At 72.1% G+C, this 17,749-nt stretch carries 16 protein-coding genes; 7 read left to right on the forward strand and 9 right to left on the reverse strand.

Annotated features, from left to right (window positions below):
• The coding region (locus ACWGDE_RS22255; protein ID WP_453390742.1) for a PAS domain-containing protein at positions 1–1,189 on the reverse strand (1,189 nt) is incomplete at its 3' end.
• A 68-nt stretch (positions 1,190–1,257) separates the two neighbouring features.
• On the opposite strand from ACWGDE_RS22255, the gene ACWGDE_RS22260 reads away from it, so the two are divergent.
• Together ACWGDE_RS22260 and ACWGDE_RS22265 are read left to right on the forward strand one after the other, a co-directional pair.
• Positions 1,258–2,667 carry a cation:dicarboxylate symporter family transporter gene (locus ACWGDE_RS22260; RefSeq protein ID WP_453390743.1) on the forward strand — a complete coding sequence of 470 codons (1,410 nt, stop codon included), beginning with the start codon at positions 1,258–1,260 and terminating at the stop codon, positions 2,665–2,667.
• 267 nt (positions 2,668–2,934) lie between these two features.
• Positions 2,935–4,698 carry a S8 family peptidase gene (locus ACWGDE_RS22265; RefSeq protein ID WP_453390744.1) on the forward strand — a complete coding sequence of 588 codons (1,764 nt, stop codon included), beginning with the start codon at positions 2,935–2,937 and terminating at the stop codon, positions 4,696–4,698.
• Positions 4,699–4,757: 59 nt separating this feature from the next.
• Here the strand turns inward: ACWGDE_RS22265 and ACWGDE_RS22270 are convergent, their stop codons facing one another.
• The 3 genes from ACWGDE_RS22270 to ACWGDE_RS22280 all read right to left on the reverse strand — a co-directional run bounded on the left by ACWGDE_RS22270 (position 4,758) and on the right by ACWGDE_RS22280 (position 7,913).
• Positions 4,758–5,456, reverse strand: coding sequence for a (2Fe-2S)-binding protein (locus ACWGDE_RS22270; RefSeq protein ID WP_453390745.1), 699 nt, complete (start codon positions 5,454–5,456; stop codon positions 4,758–4,760).
• A gap of 89 nt (positions 5,457–5,545) precedes the next feature.
• Complete coding sequence (locus ACWGDE_RS22275; RefSeq protein ID WP_453390746.1) at positions 5,546–6,607, reverse strand: SIS domain-containing protein; 1,062 nt, start codon at positions 6,605–6,607, stop codon at positions 5,546–5,548.
• 49 nt (positions 6,608–6,656) lie between these two features.
• Positions 6,657–7,913 (reverse strand): PTS transporter subunit EIIC, encoded by a 1,257-nt coding sequence (locus ACWGDE_RS22280; protein WP_453390747.1) that lies wholly within the window; start codon positions 7,911–7,913, stop codon positions 6,657–6,659.
• A 180-nt stretch (positions 7,914–8,093) separates the two neighbouring features.
• On the opposite strand from ACWGDE_RS22280, the gene ACWGDE_RS22285 reads away from it, so the two are divergent.
• On the forward strand, positions 8,094–8,864 hold the full coding sequence (locus ACWGDE_RS22285; protein WP_453390748.1) for a GntR family transcriptional regulator: 771 nt from the start codon (positions 8,094–8,096) through the stop codon (positions 8,862–8,864).
• A gap of 142 nt (positions 8,865–9,006) precedes the next feature.
• On the opposite strand, the gene ACWGDE_RS22290 is transcribed toward ACWGDE_RS22285, so the two are convergent.
• Complete coding sequence (locus ACWGDE_RS22290; protein ID WP_453390749.1) at positions 9,007–9,813, reverse strand: alpha/beta fold hydrolase; 807 nt, start codon at positions 9,811–9,813, stop codon at positions 9,007–9,009.
• A gap of 140 nt (positions 9,814–9,953) precedes the next feature.
• Here ACWGDE_RS22290 and ACWGDE_RS22295 point away from each other — a divergent pair, with 140 nt between their 5' ends.
• Entirely contained in the window at positions 9,954–10,640 is a 687-nt protein-coding gene (locus ACWGDE_RS22295) for a GNAT family N-acetyltransferase (RefSeq protein WP_453390750.1), read from the forward strand.
• 49 nt (positions 10,641–10,689) lie between these two features.
• Here the strand turns inward: ACWGDE_RS22295 and ACWGDE_RS22300 are convergent, their stop codons facing one another.
• The 3 genes from ACWGDE_RS22300 to ACWGDE_RS22310 are packed head-to-tail and all read right to left on the reverse strand — an operon-like array spanning position 10,690 to position 13,918.
• A complete protein-coding gene (locus tag ACWGDE_RS22300) occupies positions 10,690–11,718 on the reverse strand; it encodes a TolB family protein (protein WP_453390751.1) in 1,029 nt (342 codons plus the stop codon).
• A 32-nt stretch (positions 11,719–11,750) separates the two neighbouring features.
• Positions 11,751–13,034 carry an MFS transporter gene (locus ACWGDE_RS22305; protein ID WP_453390752.1) on the reverse strand — a complete coding sequence of 428 codons (1,284 nt, stop codon included), beginning with the start codon at positions 13,032–13,034 and terminating at the stop codon, positions 11,751–11,753.
• Between the two features lie 2 nt (positions 13,035–13,036).
• Entirely contained in the window at positions 13,037–13,918 is an 882-nt protein-coding gene (locus ACWGDE_RS22310; RefSeq protein WP_453390753.1) for an alkaline phosphatase family protein, read from the reverse strand.
• A 265-nt stretch (positions 13,919–14,183) separates the two neighbouring features.
• Between ACWGDE_RS22310 and ACWGDE_RS22315 the strand changes: the two genes are divergently transcribed.
• Positions 14,184–15,410, forward strand: coding sequence for an alpha/beta hydrolase (locus tag ACWGDE_RS22315; RefSeq protein WP_453390754.1), 1,227 nt, complete (start codon positions 14,184–14,186; stop codon positions 15,408–15,410).
• On the opposite strand, the gene ACWGDE_RS22320 is transcribed toward ACWGDE_RS22315, so the two are convergent.
• Positions 15,388–16,857, reverse strand: a complete 1,470-nt coding sequence (locus tag ACWGDE_RS22320) for a carboxylesterase/lipase family protein (protein ID WP_453390755.1) — start codon at positions 16,855–16,857, stop codon at positions 15,388–15,390. The genes ACWGDE_RS22315 and ACWGDE_RS22320 overlap by 23 nt on opposite strands.
• 105 nt (positions 16,858–16,962) lie before the next feature.
• Between ACWGDE_RS22320 and ACWGDE_RS22325 the strand changes: the two genes are divergently transcribed.
• Together ACWGDE_RS22325 and ACWGDE_RS22330 are read left to right on the forward strand one after the other, a co-directional pair.
• Positions 16,963–17,355, forward strand: a complete 393-nt coding sequence (locus ACWGDE_RS22325; RefSeq protein ID WP_453390756.1) for a hypothetical protein — start codon at positions 16,963–16,965, stop codon at positions 17,353–17,355.
• Between the two features lie 147 nt (positions 17,356–17,502).
• On the forward strand, positions 17,503–17,749 hold a 247-nt coding region (locus ACWGDE_RS22330; RefSeq protein WP_453390757.1), incomplete at its 3' end, for a chaplin.

Raw genomic sequence — 17,749 nt, forward strand, 5'->3', positions numbered from 1 at the left:
GCAGCAGGGCCACGAGCACCGGCTCGCCGACCGCCGTGACCACCTCGTCCGTGAGCGCCTGGGCGAGGCGCAGTTCGGCGGTGGCGAACTCCACCGCCTCCTCCGTGCGGCCGAGTTCGATGAGCGAGACCACGGTGTGCAGCCGGTTGGCCGCCTCGTGGGCCTGCGCGCGCAGCGCCTGGGTGAATCCGCGCTCGTGGTCCAGTTCTCCGGCGAGGACCTGGAGTTCGGTGTGGTCGCGCAGGGTGATCACGGTGCCGCGGCGGCCGCCTCCCGCGACGGGGGCGCTGTTGAGCACGAGCACCCGGTCGGCGGTCAGGTGCACCTCGTCCACCCGGGGCCGGTCGGCGAGCAGCGCCCCGGTGAGCGGGGCGGGCAGGCCGAGTTCGGCGACGCCGGTCCCCTTGATCTTCCCTCGCAGCCCGAGGAGTTCGCGGCCGGCGTCGTTCACGAGGGTGATCCTGCGCTGCCCGTCGAGCATCAGGAGTCCTTCGCGGACCCCGTGCAGGGCGGCCTGGTGGTAGTCGTACATCCGGCTCAGCTCGCCGGCGTTCATCCCGTGGGTGTGGCGGCGCAGCCGCGCGTTGACCACGTACGTTCCCGCCCCGCCCAGGGCCAGCGCCCCGCCGGCCACCCAGGCCAGCGCGGAGAGCTGCGCGGCGAGCCGGGCGCTGACCGCGCGGACGGTGATGCCCGAGGCGACCATGCCGATGACGCGGCCGTCGTCCACGATCGGGGTGACCACGCGGATGGAGGGGCCGAGGGTGCCGGTGTAGGTCTCCCCGAAGGTCTCGCCGCGCAGCGCGGGGGCGGTGTTGCCCATGAAGTGCTCGCCGATGCGCCGCGGGTCGGGGTGGGTCCAGCGGCGTCCGTCCGGAGCCATGATCGTGACGAAGTCCACGCCCGCGTCGACGCGAACCCGCTCCGCGTAGGGCTGCAGGGCCTCGGAGGGCCCGCCCGGACCGCCGCTCCCGCGCACGGCCTCCCGTACCGCCTCCCGGACGGAGGGCGAGTCCGCGACCGCGCGGGCCACGGCCCCGGCCTGGCGCCGGGCCGCCTCCTGCGCCTGGCCGCGGGCGGTCGCGTACGCGAAGACGGCGCACCCGGCGACGACCACGGCGACCAGCACCACCTGCATGGCGAAGAGCTGGCCGGCGAGGCTGCGCGGCGGCCGGAGGAAGCGGAACATGGCGCTCAGTGTGCACCCGGGCGTGAACTCAATGAACGCAAGGGTGACCGGGGTCACAGCGGCGGGCGATGGTCTCCCGGGACGCCTTCACCACCTGGAGGCGACGTGCACCACCAGGAGGCAGCGTGTCGGCCAGACGCGACAAGACGCACTATCTGTACATCGCGGTGATCGGCGCGGTGCTGCTCGGCATCGCCGTCGGCTTCGCCGCACCCGGCACGGCCGTGGAGCTCAAGCCGCTGGGCACCGGTTTCGTCAACCTGATCAAGATGATGATCTCGCCGGTGATCTTCTGCACCATCGTGCTGGGCATCGGGTCGGTCCGCAAGGCCGCCAAGGTCGGCGCGGTGGGCGGGCTGGCGCTCGGCTACTTCATGGTGATGTCCACGGTGGCGCTGGCCATCGGCCTCCTGGTGGGCAACCTGCTGGACCCGGGCAGCGGCCTGCACCTGACCGAGGCCGCCAAGCACGCGGGCGAGGCGCAGGCCAAGGCGGGCGGCGCCAAGACCACTCCCGAGTTCCTGCTGGGGATCATCCCGACCACGCTGGTGTCGGCCTTCACCGGGGGCGAGGTGCTGCAGACCCTGCTGGTGGCGCTGCTGTGCGGGTTCGCGCTCCAGGCGATGGGCACGGCCGGCGAACCGGTGCTGCGCGGGATCGGGCACGTGCAGAAGCTGGTGTTCCGGGTGCTCGCGATGATCATGTGGGCGGCTCCGGTGGGCGCGTTCGGTGCCATCGCGGCGGTGGTCGGAGCGACCGGGATGGACGCGCTGAAATCCCTGGCGGTCATCATGATCGGCTTCTACACCACGTGCCTGCTCTTCGTGTTCGTGGTCCTCGGCACGCTGCTCAGACTGTGTACGGGCATCAGCGTCTTCTCCCTGCTGCGCTACCTGGGCCGGGAGTTCCTGCTGATCCTGTCCACCTCCTCCTCCGAGTCGGCACTGCCCCGGCTGATCGCGAAGATGGAACACGTCGGAGTCTCCCGGCCGGTGGTCGGCATCACGGTCCCGACGGGCTACTCGTTCAACCTGGACGGGACCGCGATCTACCTGACGATGTCCTCGCTGTTCGTCGCGGAGGCGATGGGCAAACCCCTCGCGCTGGGCGAGCAGATCTCCCTGCTGCTGTTCATGATCGTGGCCTCGAAGGGCGCGGCCGGGGTGACGGGCGCCGGACTGGCCACCCTCGCGGGCGGACTCCAGTCGCACCGGCCGGAACTGGTCGACGGGGTCGGCCTGATCGTGGGCATCGACCGGTTCATGAGCGAGGCGCGGGCCCTGACGAACTTCGCGGGCAACGCGATCGCGACCGTGCTGATCGGCACCTGGACCAAGGAGTTCGACCGGGCCCGGGCCACCGAAGTCCTCGCCGGTCGGCTGCCCTTCGACGAGACCACGCTCACCGACGACGGCCACGGTCCGAGCCCCGCCGTACCCGCCCAGCCGGGCGGTACCAAGGACGGCGTACCCGCATAGCGGACGCGCCCGGAGGGACCGGCCGGACAGGGTTCGCCCCCACGGTGCCCAGTCCGGCCGGTTCCGACACCTCGCCCAACGGCGATTTTCAGCCAAGCAACGATGAAGTGTCCTGCGGTAAAAGGTACTTCCATATCGGGGCAGACGTCTGACATCTTGCGTCCACCACTCGTTTCGTACGGCCCGGTAGGTGCCACCCGCACCGCCGGGCCGTCTTCGGAGGACGCATTGATACCCCACATATCCAGCCGACCTCGACGTACCCTCGTGCTGGCCGCCGCCCTCGGCGCGCTGGCCTTCGGTGCTCCGGCCGCTCTCGCCGGCACCGCGCCCGTCTCACCGGCCGGAACCCCGGTCACCTCCGCACCCGCCAAGGCTCCGGCCGCGGCGCCCGCTTCCCAGAGTGCGACCTGGGCCGCAGGCACCCGCGCCTACCTGGTGATCACCGCCGCCGGTGACAGCTCGGCGGTCCGCTCGGCCGTCGCCGCCAACGGCGGCACGGTCTTCTCGTACTTCGACTCCATCGGCGTGATCGTCGCCCACTCGACCTCCTCGAGCTTCGCCGCCACCATGCGCGGGGTCAGCGGGGTCCAGAAGGTCGGCGCCACGCGCACCTCGGACGTCCCGGCCGACGCCTACAACCCGGCGCTGCCCGCCAACCCGGCGCAGTCCTCGACCGCCGCGGGCGAGCCCGTGCGCGCCGACATGAGCCAGATCAAGGCCGACCAGGCCTGGGCCGTGAACCCCGGCTCGGCCACCGTCAAGGTCGGCATCCTGGACACCGGTGTGGACGACCAGCACCAGGACCTGGCGCCGAACTTCAACGCCGCCGACTCCGCCTCCTGCGCCTACGGCAAGCCGGACACCCGGGTCGGCGCCTGGCGCGACGTGGACACCCACGGCACGCACGTGGCGGGCACCGTCGCCGCCGCCAAGAACGGCAAGGGCGTCGTCGGCGTGGCCCCCGGCGTGAAGATCGCCTCGGTCCGCGTGGCCGAGCCGGGCAACTCGTTCTTCTTCGCCGAGAACACCATCTGCGCCTTCGTGTGGTCCGGCGACCACGGGTTCAAGGTCACCAACAACAGCTATTACACGGACCCGTGGCAGTTCAACTGCCCGGACAACATCGACCAGGCCGCCATCATCGAGGGCGTCAAGCGTGCCCAGGAGTACGCGGAGAGCAAGGGCTCGCTCCAGGTCGCCGCGGCGGGCAACGAGAACTACGACCTCGCCCACAAGACCACGGACTCGGCGAGCCCGAACGACTCGACCCCGACCACCCGCACCATCACCAACGCGTGCATGGACATCCCGACCGAGCTCCCGGGCGTGGTCACGGTCGCGGCGAACGGCACCGGCGTCACCAAGGCCTCGTTCTCCAACTTCGGCCAGGGCATCATCGACGTCGCCGCTCCGGGCAGCAACGTCTACTCCACCGCTCCCGGCGGCGGTTACAGCACCAAGAGCGGCACCTCGATGGCCTCCCCGCACGTCGCGGGCGTCGCGGCGCTGATCGCCAGTGCCAACCCGGGCATCACGCCGGCGCAGATCCGCGACAAGCTGGCCACCCAGGCCAACGACGTCGCCTGCCCGTCGGACAGCCGCTGCACCGGTACGACGGCCAACAACGGGTTCTTCGGCGAGGGCCAGGTCGACGCGCTGAAGGCGGTCGGCGCCACCCCGCCGCCCGGGAAGTACTTCGAGAACCTCGGCGACTTCGCGATCAACGACAACGCCACGGTGGAGAGCCCCATCACCGTCACCGGCGTGACCGGCAACGCGCCGGCCACCCTCAAGGTGGGCGTGGACATCAAGCACACCTACATCGGTGACCTCAAGGTCGACCTCGTGGCCCCGGACGGCACGGTGTACACCCTGAGCAACCGGGCCGGCGGCGGCACGGACAACATCATCCAGACCTTCACCGTCAACGCCTCCTCCGAGGTCGCGAACGGCGACTGGAAGCTCCGTGTGAACGACAACGCCAACGCGGACACCGGCAAGATCGACGCCTGGAACCTGACCTTCTAGTCGATCGGTTCCACGTGCTGTCGCGGGGGACCGCGGGGCTGCCGCCCCGTGGTCCCCCGCTATCCGTTGCGCAGCACGCAGTCCCCGCAGAGGCCGCCGCCCGGGACCTTGTAGTACAGACAGCAGCTGCGCCGTACGAAGGCCACCCCGAGGCCGGGTTCGTGGAGGTAGGTACCGGTGCCGCCGAGCGGCCCGTCGTCGGCGAGCAGTACGCCCGCCAGGTTCGCCGCCTCCTCCCCCGGCACCCGGTCGGTGAGCACCCGGACGGCGCCGACCAGCCCGGAGGCGGTGTTGCCGCGCAGCACCCGGGGCGAGACGGCGAACCGCTCGCGCAGGGCGGCGTCCAGTACGGCGAGGTTCCCCAGGACGCTGTCCGCCAGGGCACGCGCCGGCGTCTTCCCCGGCAGTTCGACGGGCTCGGGCAGCCACAGCTCCAGCGATCCCGCGCCGGGCAGCCGCCACCACACGCGGCCGGTTCCGAGGTCGGGCACCCGGCCGGACAGCACCGCGCAGCCGAGCGCCGTCGACCAGAGCCTCGAGACGATCCCGAACTGCGCGGTCGAAGCGGCCACGCGCCCCGGCCCGCTGCCGATCCGCCGCCCCACCTCGTCCACGTAGGGCCCGAGTTGCTCCCCGTACAGCTCGCCGAGCGGCCGGAAGCCGGGCCCGGGCGGCTCCTTCCCGTACGCCACGGTGAAGAACGGTCCGACGGACCGCAGTTGCCGCAGTACGCCGTCCAGCCCTTGCTCCGTGTCCATCCGCCGATGATCTCACCGCGCCGGCCCGCGGCGCGACCGGCGTGTCCCCCGGACCGGTACCGGAGTCGGGACCGGTCCGGGGGCGGGCTCTAGGCCTGCGCGGTCGGGGTGAAGGCCGCGACCTCGAAGTCGGACATGTCGAGGCCGCCCTGCTTGGTGTCGTCGTTGGCGAAGACGAAGGACTCGATCGGGACGTCCCGCTCGGCGCTGAGCTGGGCGACCAGCTCCTGCAGGACCACCGTCTCCAGGACCACCCGGACCGCGTCCGCGACCTCGGGCAGCCGGACGACCGACAGGTCGTCCGCCGGCGCCACCTCGGCGGCCGTGATCAGCAGCGTCAGGTGGCCGGCGCCCGCCAGCGAGCGGGCCAGCTCGATCTCGCGTCCGTCTCCGTAGACGAGGTGCAGGGTGTTGCCCGCCGACTCCATCTCCCCGTGCAGGTAGTTGCGGGTCGCCGAGGCGGCCGCGGTCATCCGCACCACCTCGCGCAGCAGCAGCGCGCCCTCCTCGGCGGAGGCCCGGGAGGCCCCGGCCGCCACGCCGTCGGAGGCGATGCAGCGGGCGCCGCGCTCCCGCAGGCCGGCCACGATCCCGGTGGCCTGCCGGTGGACCGCGGTGGTCTGCTCCTCGATGTCGCCCCACGGGTCGCCCTCGCGCCCGGCGACGGCGCCGGCGATCAGGTCGAGGGCGACGACGGTGCCGGTGTAGCCCACGGTCGAGGCGTAGGAGTCGGGCTCGTTGCCGAGGTCGACGGTGAGGTCGGCGAGGTCGCCGAGCGGCGAGGGGACGACGTTGAGCAGCGCGGTCTTCGTGATGCCGGGTGCGGCGCACTCGAAGGCGGCGATGGTCTCGGAGCTGCGGCCGCCCTGGGAGACGGCGATCAGGCAGTCGGTGTCGAAGCCGGCGGTGCCGGTCTCGATCTCGCTGGACAGGACGCGCTGGGTGACGATCCCGGCTTCGCGCAGCTGCTGTACGGGAACGGCGAGGGCGGCGTACGAGGCGCCGATGCCGGTGAAGAGGGGGCGTTCGGCGGCGCGCAGCCCGGCGAGCTCCGGGGAGGCCAGCTGGGTGCGGACGCGGTCGGCGATCCGGGCGAGGGCTGCGCCCTGGCCGGCCTGGCCTTCGAGGAAGGTGATGCGGGATCCGGACATGGTGGGGGGGTCCTTAGGAGTCTGGGGAGGTCGGTGCGGTCGGCCGGGATCAGGCGGTGGCGTCGGCCTTGGCGTCCGGCTGGGAGTCCTCGTCGCGTTCGCGGCCCGGCGTCGGGAGGTCGAACTTCACGATCGCCCAGCGGAAGAGCACGTAGTAGATCGCGGCGAAGGCCAGGCCGATCGGTATGAGCATCCAGGGCTTGGTGGCGATGCCGTAGTTGACGACGTAGTCGATGGCGCCGGAGGAGAACCCGAAGCCGTCGCGGATGCCCAGCGCGTAGCAGACGGCCATCGAGACGCCGAAGAGGAAGGCGTGCACCGCGTACAGGAGCGGGGCCACGAACATGAAGGCGAATTCGATGGGCTCGGTGACGCCGGTGACGAAGGAGGTCAGGGCGACCGAGATCATCATGCCCTTGATCATGGTGCGGTTCTCGGGGCGGGCGGTGTGCGCGATGGCCATGGCCGCCGCCGGGAGCGCGAACATGTAGATCGGGAACCCGCCGGTCATGAACTGTCCGGCGGTCGGGTCGCCCGCGAGGAAGCGTGCGATGTCGCCGTGGACCTCGGTGCCGGTGGCCGGGTTGACGTAGCTGCCGGCCTCGAACCAGGGGAAGACCGAGAAGAAGTGGTGCATCCCGATCGGGATGAGGGCCCGGACGACGAGGCCGAAGAGGCCCGCGCCCCAGGCGCCGGTGCCGACCAGCCATTCGCCGAAGTGGAAGAACCAGCCTCCGACGGTCGGCCATACCACTCCGAATACCACTCCGATGCCGACGCCCGCGAAGGCGCTCAGGATGGGTACGAGCCGGCGTCCGCCGAAGAAGCCGAGCCACTCGGGGAGCTTGGTCCGGCTGAACCGCTGGTAGAGGAGGGCCGCGACCAGGCCCATCACGATGCCGCCGAGGACCTTGGCGTCGAGCGGCTCGCCGTCCACCCCCTTGGGGAAGGCGGGGCTGGCCAGTACGGCCTTGAAGACCAGGTAGCCGACCACGGCGGACAGCGCCGTGGAGCCGTCGGACTTCTTGGCGAAGCCGATGGCCACGCCGACCGCGAAGAGCAGCGGCAGGTTGGCGAAGACCGTGTCTCCGGCCGCGGCCAGCACCATCGCGAGCTTGCGTACGAGGAGCGGGAAGTTCTCGCGTCCCAGCAGGTCGGCGCCGCCGAGCCGGGTCAGCAGGGCGGCGGCCGGCAGCGTGGCCACGGGCAGCATCAGGCTTCGGCCGATGCGCTGCAGGACCGGCATGATCCGGCCCTGCTTCCTTCCGGCGGCCGGCGCGCTGGCCGGGACTGTGGCCGTACTCATCGCGGGTAACTCCTCGTCGAGCGGGGGGGGTGGGTACGGCTCGAAGGTAGCCAGTGGTTTTGAATTGGTCAACGGTGGTCTGTAGTGGTCTTATGGAAAACATCAAGGTGGGGCCGAAGGTCCCCTTAACCCGAGGCCGTAAGCCGAAACCAAGTGGTAGCAAGTGGTATGGTTCGGGCCATGACCGACGACCCTGCCATCGCCGCCGCCACCACCTCGCCCGTCCGCACCGCCGACCCCCTGTGGTCCCAGGCGGCGGACCGGATCCGCGAGGAGATCGCCCGGCGCGGCCTGTCGGCGGGCAGCAAGCTGCCGCCCGAGCGCGAGCTCTGCACCCGGCTGGACGTGTCCCGCGTCACCCTGCGCCGCGCGCTCGGCCACCTCGTCGAGCAGGGGCTGGTCACGGCCTCCCACGGGCGCGGCTGGTTCGTCGCGGCGCCCGTGGCGCCCGCGCCGGCCCGCGAGTGGCCCAAGGACCTGGAGTCCTTCACCGCCACCGCCCGCCGCAAGCACATGCGCGCCAGCTCGGTCGTCCTGCGCCACGAGACGGTCACGGCGTCCCTGGACGACGCCGACCGCCTCGGCGTGCCCGCAGGCACCCCGCTGCTGCTCCTGGAGCGGGTCCGGCTGCTCAACGACGTCCGGATCGCCCTCGACCGGACCCTGGTCGTCGTCGGCCTCGCGCCCGACCTCGTCCGCACCGACTTCCGCGAGACCTCGCTCTTCGAGGAGCTGCGCCGCTGGGGCGTCGAGCCCGACCGCGCCGAGGCCACCATCGAGGCGCGCAACGCCGACGGGGAGCTCGCCGCGCACCTGGGCATCGCCGAGGGCGCGCCCGTACTCGTCCTCGACCAGACCGTGTACACGCGCGACCAGCGGCCGCTGCTGCTGTCCACGGTGGAGTACAGCGGGGACCGCTACCGGCTGCGCACCACCCTGCAGACAGACTGACACCGGCGGCCGGCCGTCCGGTAGCACCGTTCGGCACCCACCGGACGGCCGAAGGGCCCGCCGGACGATCCCTCCGAAGGGCCCCTCGAAGGCCCCCGCCGGAGTCCCCCATCGGAGTCCCCCGCCGGGAGACCGGAGGCCGTCAGAGGGCCCCGAGGAACTCCAGCAGCGCCCGGTTGAAGGCCTCCGGCTGCTCCACGCCCGGCAGGTGCCCGGCCCGCTCCACGACGGTGAGCACGGAGTGCGGGACCAGGGCGTGCAGGGACTCGGCCTCGGCGACGGGCGTGTACACGTCGTCCCGGCCGACCACGATCAGGCAGGGCACCTCGGCGGGCAGCTCCGCGAGCACCGGGGCGTAGTCGGGCCGCTCGGCCCGCCCGCGCAGCGCGGCGGCCGCGCCCTCGGGGTCGGTCGCGTACATCATCGCGGTGACCTTGGCCGCGGTCTCGGGCATCCCGGTCACGTTGTACGGCGCGAGCATCTTGTCGATGACCTCGTCGGTGTAGGGCTTCATGCCCTCCGTGAGCAGCCGCTCGGCGAGGTTCCGGCGGAAGGCCTTGCCGTCCTCCGTCTCCGGCGGCGAGGAGGTGTCGGAGAGTACGAGGGCCCGTACCAGACCCGGGTGGCGCAGCCGTATCTCCATGGCGATCTGCCCGCCCATGGACACACCGCCGACGACCGCCCGTTCGACGCCCAGACGGTCGAGCAGCGCGGCCAGGTCGTCGGCGAAGCCGGCGAGCAGGGTCTTGCCGGGCACGACCGGGCTCTGCCCGTATCCCCGCAGGTCAGGGGTGATCACACGGTAACCCGCCGCGGTCAGGGCGGCCGTCTGGGGGTCCCACATCGTTCGGTTGAACGGATGTCCGTGGATCAGGATTACGGGGGCTCCGTCGCGGGGACCCAAGTCCTCGAAAAAGAGGTTCACGCCATTGCCAATTTGGGGGTTCATGAGAGGACTCTAAGGGGCTACATTGAGCCACTCGCGTTCACCTGACAGCCCGTTGCCTTTCACCCGTGTTTTGCACGGGGGGCGACGTCAGGGACGCAGACTGTGCAACCACCCCACCGCCCAGAAGGACCGAAGGCTCCGTGCCCGTACCCGTACTCCTCGCCGGCCGCTCCGTGCGGCTCGAGCCCCTCGCCCCCCACCACACCGAGGCCTTGGCCATGGCCGGGGCCGAGGATCGTACGACTTACGCCTTCACCCCCGTACCCCACGGCGTGCAGGCGTCCCACGAGTACATCGACCGTGCCCTCGCCGATCAGGCGGCGGGTCGATCTCTCCCGTTCGCGGTGGTCAGAACCACCGACGGCCGGGTGGTCGGATCGACCCGGTTCCTGGAACTCGACTACTGGCAGGGGCCCCTGGTGTGGCCCGCCGTGCCGGGCGTCCCGTTCGGCGATCCGGCGACGGCGATCCCCGATGCCGCCGAGATCGGCAATACCTGGCTGTCCCCGGCGGCCCAGGGGACCGGCATCAATACCGAGGCGAAGCTGCTCATGCTCCGCCATGCCTTCGAGACCTGGGGCGTCCGGCGGATCTCGCTGCGCGCGGACGCCCGCAACGGACGCTCGCGCGCCGCGATGGAACGGCTCGGGTTCACCTGCGAGGGGGTCCGCCGGGCCCATTCGCGGGGCCTGGACGGCGCCGTGCGCAGTACGGCCTTCTACTCGATCCTCGACGAGGAGTGGCCGACCGTGCGGTCGATCATCGAGCTGCGCCTCTCGGCGGCCGCCCAGCGCAAGCGGCGCCGCAAGACGCTCATCCCGGCGTAACGGTCCTTCTGCTCGGACGGCGGGCGGCTCCCGCCCCCTCTTCCCGGTGTCAGCCGAGGAAGGCGGGGGCGAGGGCCGACGTCATGAGCCGGGCCGGGGCGCCGCCGCCGTCGGCGGGCAGGGAGTACAGGTCGGCGCCGAAGTCCCCGGGCAGCGAGTAGACGACGGTCCTGTCGTCCGTCCACACCACCTGGTCGTCCACGCTGCGCTCCTCGGCGAGCGGGGCCTCCGCCATCGTGGCGAGGTCGAGGACGTACAGCCGCCACGGTGCGTCCGGCGACAGGCCGGGCACCCTCTTCTTGAACACCAGCCGGGTGCCGTCGGGCGACAGGGACGGGCATTCCAGGTTCTCGCGCAGCGTGGTCACCGTGCGCGCCGCGAGGTCGCCGCGGACCAGGTAGGTCTGGCCGCCGGTGGCGAGGGTCGCGTAGAAGCCCTGCTCGTCGGCGGTGAAGGTGACCCCCCAGAAGTTCACGTCGGCGTTGCGGTAGGTCTTGCCGTCCTTGAGGATCGTGAACTCCTCCAGGGAGGCGTCGTACTTCCCGGTGCGCAGGTCCAGCAACGAGGTCCGGGTCGAAAAGTTCGTGCCGGCGTACGAGTCCCCGCCCACGAAGACCGTCCAGGCGGCCAGGTGGCCCCCGGGCGAGACCCTCGCCCGGGTCGGGATGCCGGCCAGCGGGCGGGTGGCGACCTCCTTCAGCCGGGCGTCGAGGACGACGGCCTTGTAGGCATCCTGCACCCCGCCCTTGTCGGCCTGGAGGCAGATCCCGGTACCGGCGGCGGAGTGGAAGCGAAGGCAGCTGACCCCGGAGGCGGTACGGGGGCCTTCGGGCGCGTCGGCCGCCGCGGTGGCCAGCTCGTCGCGGTGCGGCCCCCACGCCATGTTCCGGAACACGATCCGCCGGCCTCCGTCGCCCGGGGCGAGCGATATGTCGCCCCGGGTGACCGACGGCCCGCCCGGCCGGGCCTGGTTCTTCTCCTCGGCGCGCGAGGAGGCCCGCACGACGGCGAGCGCCCCGATGGCGGCGAGCAGGACGACGGCGGAGACGAGGATCAGGATCCGGCGCTTCAAGGGCATCTGTGGGGGCCTTTCGGGATCTGCGGGTGGGTTCAGGCGGCTGTGGGCTCCGGCGCGGCGTCGCCCGGCCTCAGCCGGAGGCAGAGCACGACGGCGACGGCCAGCAGCGCGGCGGCGACGGCCAGGGCGGGGCGGGCTCCCCAGTACGTCCAGGCGGCGCCGAATCCGATCGAGGCGGCGAAGCGGGCGAGGGCCTGCCCGGTCTGGACGAGGGCCAGTCCGCTGCCCCGGTGCCGCTCCGGGACGGCTCCGGCCGCGGCGGCCATCAGCACCCCGTCGGTGGCCGCGTAGAACCCGCCGTGCAGGAGGAGGACGGCGTACGGCAGGGCCGGATGGTGCCCACCGGCCAGGAGGATCCCGTACGCGGCGAGGAGCGCGAGGTGGCCGCCGAGGAAGACGGACCGGCGGCCGATCCGGTCGGCGAGCCGGCCGAGCGGCAGCGCGAGCAGGAAGAAGGCCGCGGCCGTACCCAGGGGCAGCAGGGCGAACCAGCGGTCGGCGATGCCGGTGGACTGCTGGAGCAGCAGGAAGACGAAGCCGTCGCTGACCGTGCACAGGCCCAGGAGCAGCGCGCAGAGGCTGATCCGGCGCAGGTCCCGGCGGCCGAGCAGGCCGAAGGAGGCGCGCAGCGAGACGGGGGGTCCGGCGGCGGTGGGCTCGGTGCGGCGGCCGGGCACGAAGAGAACGAGCACCAGGACGCCGAGCGCGGCCACGCAGGCGCTGACGGTGAAGACGGCGTCGTAGCCGTCGGTGGCGCCGCGCAGGATCGCGAAGGCCAGGACGGGCCCGATGAGCGCGCCGGCGGTGTCCATGGCCCGGTGCACGCCGAAGGCCCGGCCGCGTTCCTCGGGAGCCGCGGCCAGGGAGATCAGGGCGTCGCGCGGGGCGGTGCGCAGCCCCTTGCCGGTGCGGTCGAGGGCGAGGACGGCCCCGACGGCGGGCAGGGTGTGCGCGAGCAGCAGCAGCGGCTTGCACAGGGCGGAGAGCCCGTAGCCGAATCCGGCGAGCGCCTTGTGCCGGCCGAAGCGGTCGCCGAGATGGCCTCCGGTGAGCCGGACGAGGGCGCTGACCCCGTTGTAGAGGCCGTCGAGCAGTCCGAAGCCGAGCGGGCTGAGCCCGAGCCCGGCGACGAGGTAGAGCGGGAGCACGGCCGTGACCATCTCCGAGGAGACGTCGGTGATGAGGCTGACCGTGCCGAGGGCGAGCACCGTGGGGGCGAGCGCGGCGCGCCGCCCCGGGCGGGTGCCCGGGGCGGCGGCCTGCGGCTCTGGGGCCACGGCGGACGCCGGGGTGGCGCGACTGTCCGCAACGTACATGGTCAGGAGGCCCAGATCCCCGTGATGTCCTTGGCGGTGGCCGCGTTGCCCGCGTGGGTGGTCAGGCCGGAGAGGCCTTCGAGGGTGCGCAGCATGTCGTAGTGGTTGTAGGTGGTGCTCGACGTGCTGCCGGGGGTGACGGGCTGGCCGTAGAGCACGGTCGGGATCTTGTTGCCGGCGAGCCGGTTGTCCTCGTCGAAGGTGACGACGAGCAGGCTGTTGTGGGTCTTGGCCCAGTCCGCGTAGGCCTTGACCTTGTTCTTGAGCCAGGTGTCGCCGGTGCCGACGGAGCAGTCGTGCATGTCGTTGCACAGGTCCGGGACGACGAAGGAGACCTTGGGCAGGGTGGTGAAGTCCGTCGGGAACTGGGTCATGGTCTTGGCGGTGCTGGTGGGCACGTTGGAGAAGGCGAACCAGGGGTTGTGCTTGCGGGCGTACTTGCCGCTGCTGCACGTGGTCGAACCGGCGCTGGGCAGGCCCTCGTTGTAGCTGCCCCAGGTCTTGCCGGCGGCGATGAGCTCGGAGGCCAGGTTGGGCGCGGAGCTGAAGCCCGGCGTGTAGCAGCTGTCGCCGGTCACGCCCTGGTTGGAGCCCGAGAAGAGCTGCAGGTAGTTGGGCTGGCTCGGGTGCGTGATGCCGTACGACTGGGTCAGGTTGGCGCCCCCGGCCTTGAGGGAGTTGATGTACGGGGCGCTGGAGCTGCCGATGACCTGGCTGTAGGCGTGGTTCTCGAAGACCACGACGACTATGTGGTCGGGCGTGGGCAGGCCTGCCGCGTGCGCGGGCTGAGCGGCGCCGATGCCCGCCCACAGCGCGGCGCCGGCGGCGGTGACGCCGAAGGCGGTGGCGAGGGCGGTCTTGCGACGGGACCGTGAAATTGGCATGCCGAACACGGGAATTACCTCCGGGCAGGGGGGTCTGGGGGCGGCGCGGACGTACCGTACCGAGCGGCATGTGCAGGGGCCAGAGATACTTGGCGAACAGAACGGGAACTCCACTCACCGTTTTCGCGTCGGGCAATGTCCTGCCCTCCGGAACACCAAGAGACGGAAAAATCCGGAACCTCCGAGCACGTAAGCTCCTCTTTCGATCGAAAGCAGTCCCTCCCCGCCCCAACGGGGTCGCACCAAGCCGGAGAGCCAACCGCACATGTCGCACTCACCCGACGGACAGCAGCAGCCGTACCCGCCGTACCCGCCGCAGGGCGGTCCGGCTCCCTACGGTGAGCCGCAGGGGCACTACGGCGAACCGCAGGGGTTCAACGGCGCGCCGCAGGGGCACTACGGCGAGCCCGAGTGGCCCGGGGAACAGCGGCGGCGGCCTTCGCGGGTCCGGCGGTGGGTGATCGCGGGTGCCTCGGTGCTCGCCCTGGCGGGTGTCGCGGCGCTCGTGATGAACCACTACGAGATACCGCCCTTCACCGACAAGGGCGACGCCGTCTCCTTCGGGAAGCCGCCCACCGGTTCCGGCAAGGGCGACGGCGGCACCGTCAAGCCGCCGCCGAACTCCAAGATGTCGATGCCCACGGGCCCGGCGGCGGAGTTCAAGAACTCGATGACCCTGCCCGACGGCACGCACGTGGCCGTCACCACGCTGGACGGCAAGAAGTCCGGCTTCAAGGGCCAGGTCTGGGTCTGGGCGCCCAAGGAGTACGACGACCCGAAGTTCGCCAAGAGCGGCTTCCCCGTCATGATCGCCCTGCCGGGCGGCGCCGGATATCCGAAGAACTACTGGATGGGCACCGACCTGGGGCTCCAGGCCAGCATCAGCAAGTGGTACAGCGAGGGCAAGAGCAAGCCCTTCATCCTGGCCATGCCGGTGCTGAACCCGGGTCCGGACGACAAGGGCGTCTACTGGGACGGCTCCGACATCCCGGACCAGCCCAAGATGGGCACCTGGCTGACCGACGACGTCCCGGACCTGATGCGGGCGAACTTCCGCACGGTCAAGTCCCGTGACGGCTGGGCCTACATGGGCTCCTCCACCGGCGGCTTCGCCGGCCTGAAGGCCGTGCTGAAGCACCCGGACAAGTTCAAGGCCGCGATCTGCTCCGGTCCGGACATCGTGCCCGACTCCCCGCTGTGGAAGGGACACGACAAGGAGAAGGCGGAGAACAACCCCGAGCTGCTGGCCAAGGCGATGATCGACAAGAAGGGCCCGGACGTCTACCTGGCCTTCCAGGTCGGCACCGACGAGTCCAACAAGAACACCCTGCCCAACGTGCAGAAGTTCATCGCCACCTACGGCAAGGGGCCGGTCCACACCGACCTGAGGATCATCCAGGGCGGCAAGCACAACGCCAAGACCTACGTGCCCAACATGGGCGAGGGGCCGATCCAGTTCATCAGCAAGGTCATGGAAGGACCCGTGGAGTAACCAGCAGCGGTTCCACCGACGACGGCCCGCCGAACACCTTCGGCGGGCCCTCGCCGTTCCAGGGCGCCCAGCCCGGGTCCCCGTCCACGGCGAAGCGCACCCAGGCCGCGTGCATCTCCTCGGCCAGTTCCCGCGGCGCGTCCGGCCCGGCCAGCCAGGACGCCTCGGGGACGTCCAGGGTGTCGAAGACGAAGCCCAGCTCCAGCGCGTGGCAGGACCCGAGGCCCGGTACCCCGGACGGCCAGGCGAACTCGTACACGAAGCTCGGCGCGCTCCGCCCCGGCGCGCCGGCCAGGGCGCGCAGCGGATCGCGCAGCAGCCGGTCGGTGAGCAGGTGCCCGGCGAGGTCGGCCGGGCCGGCGCCGGGCCGCTCGGCGCGCAGCGCCCGTACGGCACCGCGGTCCTTGCCGCTGCGGAAGCGGCCCAGGGCCACGGCGAGCGGGCCCAGCCGGTCCAGGAGCCGCATCCCGCCGGTCGGTGCCAGCCAGAGCCGGTGCTCCTCCGCGGTCCAGCCCAGCAACAGCGGTACGGAGGTGCCGGCCCCCGCTTCGAGCGGGTCGGCGGGCAGCGTGTCCGGATCGGTGACCAGGCCGAAGGCCGGGCCCCCGACCAGCGGCGACGAGCGGCGCAGTACGGCCGCCTGGGCGGCGAGCAGGTCGGGCAGGGTGGCGGCGGTGAAGGCCTCGGCGGTGGCGGGGACCTTGAGCAGCGCGGCCATCCGCCGGACCATCGTACGGACCCGCTCGCGCGGCAGGGCCTCGGGAGGGCCGCTCTGCAGGACGGCCCGGTGGAAGAGCCCGGCGGCCCGGGGCGCGGCGAGGAGGGCGCCGATGCTGATGGCCCCGGCGGACTCGCCGAACACGGTCACCCGCCCGGGGTCGCCGCCGAAGGCCGCGATGTTCTCCCGCACCCAGGTCAGGGCGGCGATCTGGTCGAGCAGGCCGCGGTTGGCGGGGGCGTCGGGGAAGAGCCCGTAGCCGAGGACGCCGAGGCGGTAGTTGAAGGAGACGAGCACCACGCCGTCGCGGGCGAAGGCGGAACCGTCGTAGACGGGGACGGCCGAGGAGCCCCGGGTGAGGGCCCCGCCGTGGATCCAGACCATCACCGGCAACCCTGCCCCGGACCGCTCCGCGCCCGCGGGGGTCCACACGTTGAGGTTCAGGCAGTCGTCCCCGGGGACGTCCGGATCGGGCAGCAGCGCGGCGAAGGGGGCGGGGTAGGGCACCTTGGGCGCGGTGGGACCGTACGCCCCGGCGTCGCGTACGCCCTCCCAGGGCTCGGGGGGTTCGGGCGCGGCGAACCGGCGGGCGCCCACGGGCGGGGCGGCGTAGGGGATGCCGCGGAAGACGGCGACGCCGCCGGGGCCGGTCCGGCCCTCGACCAGTCCGTGCGCCGTGCGGGCCCGGGGGCGGGCACGGTCCTGGGCATCGCTCGCCGCTGCGGGCATCGCGTCCTCCTGGGTCTTCCGATCGGGGCAGGTCGCACCGTCGCACAGGCACGCGACGGGTGACAAGGCGTGACTCCGTCCGGGTCGGTCCGGGTTGGGCCCGGCATGCGATCCCTCTCTCTCCACCACGCCGTTCGCGGCCTCGTACGGGCCGGCTCGGTCCCGGTGCTGCTGCTGGCGGCCACGGCCGCCGCGGCCTCGGGCGGCGGCGCGCACGCCGCCGACGGGCCGACCGCCGCCCTCGGGACCCCGTCGGCCGTCGGGCCCGAGTTCCAGTACCTCGGCAGGGACGACCGGCCGCACGGTTTCACCGGCCCCAAGGGCTGCCTGGACGCGAAGGGCGGCGGCGGGCGCGCGGTGACGAACAAGACCGGCGGCCCGGTGGCGCTCTACGGGAAGCCGGGCTGCGCGGGCTCCCCGGTACAGGTGCTGCCGGCGGGAGCCGTCACCCAGGTGCGGCCGGTCTTCGCCTCTGCCCGGTTCGGGATCACCACGTAGTTGAGGATCCGCGCGTGAGAGATCCGTGCGTTCGGGATCACCGGCGGCGCAGCGACCGTGACCCTTGGGCGGCCCCCGCGTTGTATGCCATGTCAAACGCCGCAACTTCTGTTCCTGCGGCACCCCATTTCTCACGAGGAGATCTTGATGTCGCGTATCGCGAAGGCATTCGTCATCACCGCTGCCGCCGGTAGCGCCCTGGCCGCCGGTGCGGGTCTGGCGGCTGCCGATGCCGGAGCGCACGGTGCGGCGGTCGGCTCCCCCGGTGTCCTGTCGGGCAACCTGCTCCAGGTTCCGGTCCACGTCCCGGTCAACGTCTGCGGCAACACCGTCAACGTGATCGGTCTGCTGAACCCGGCGTTCGGCAACACCTGCATCAACGCGTCGGGCGGCG

It is taken from the genome of Streptomyces sp. NPDC054956 (genome assembly GCF_053609185.1).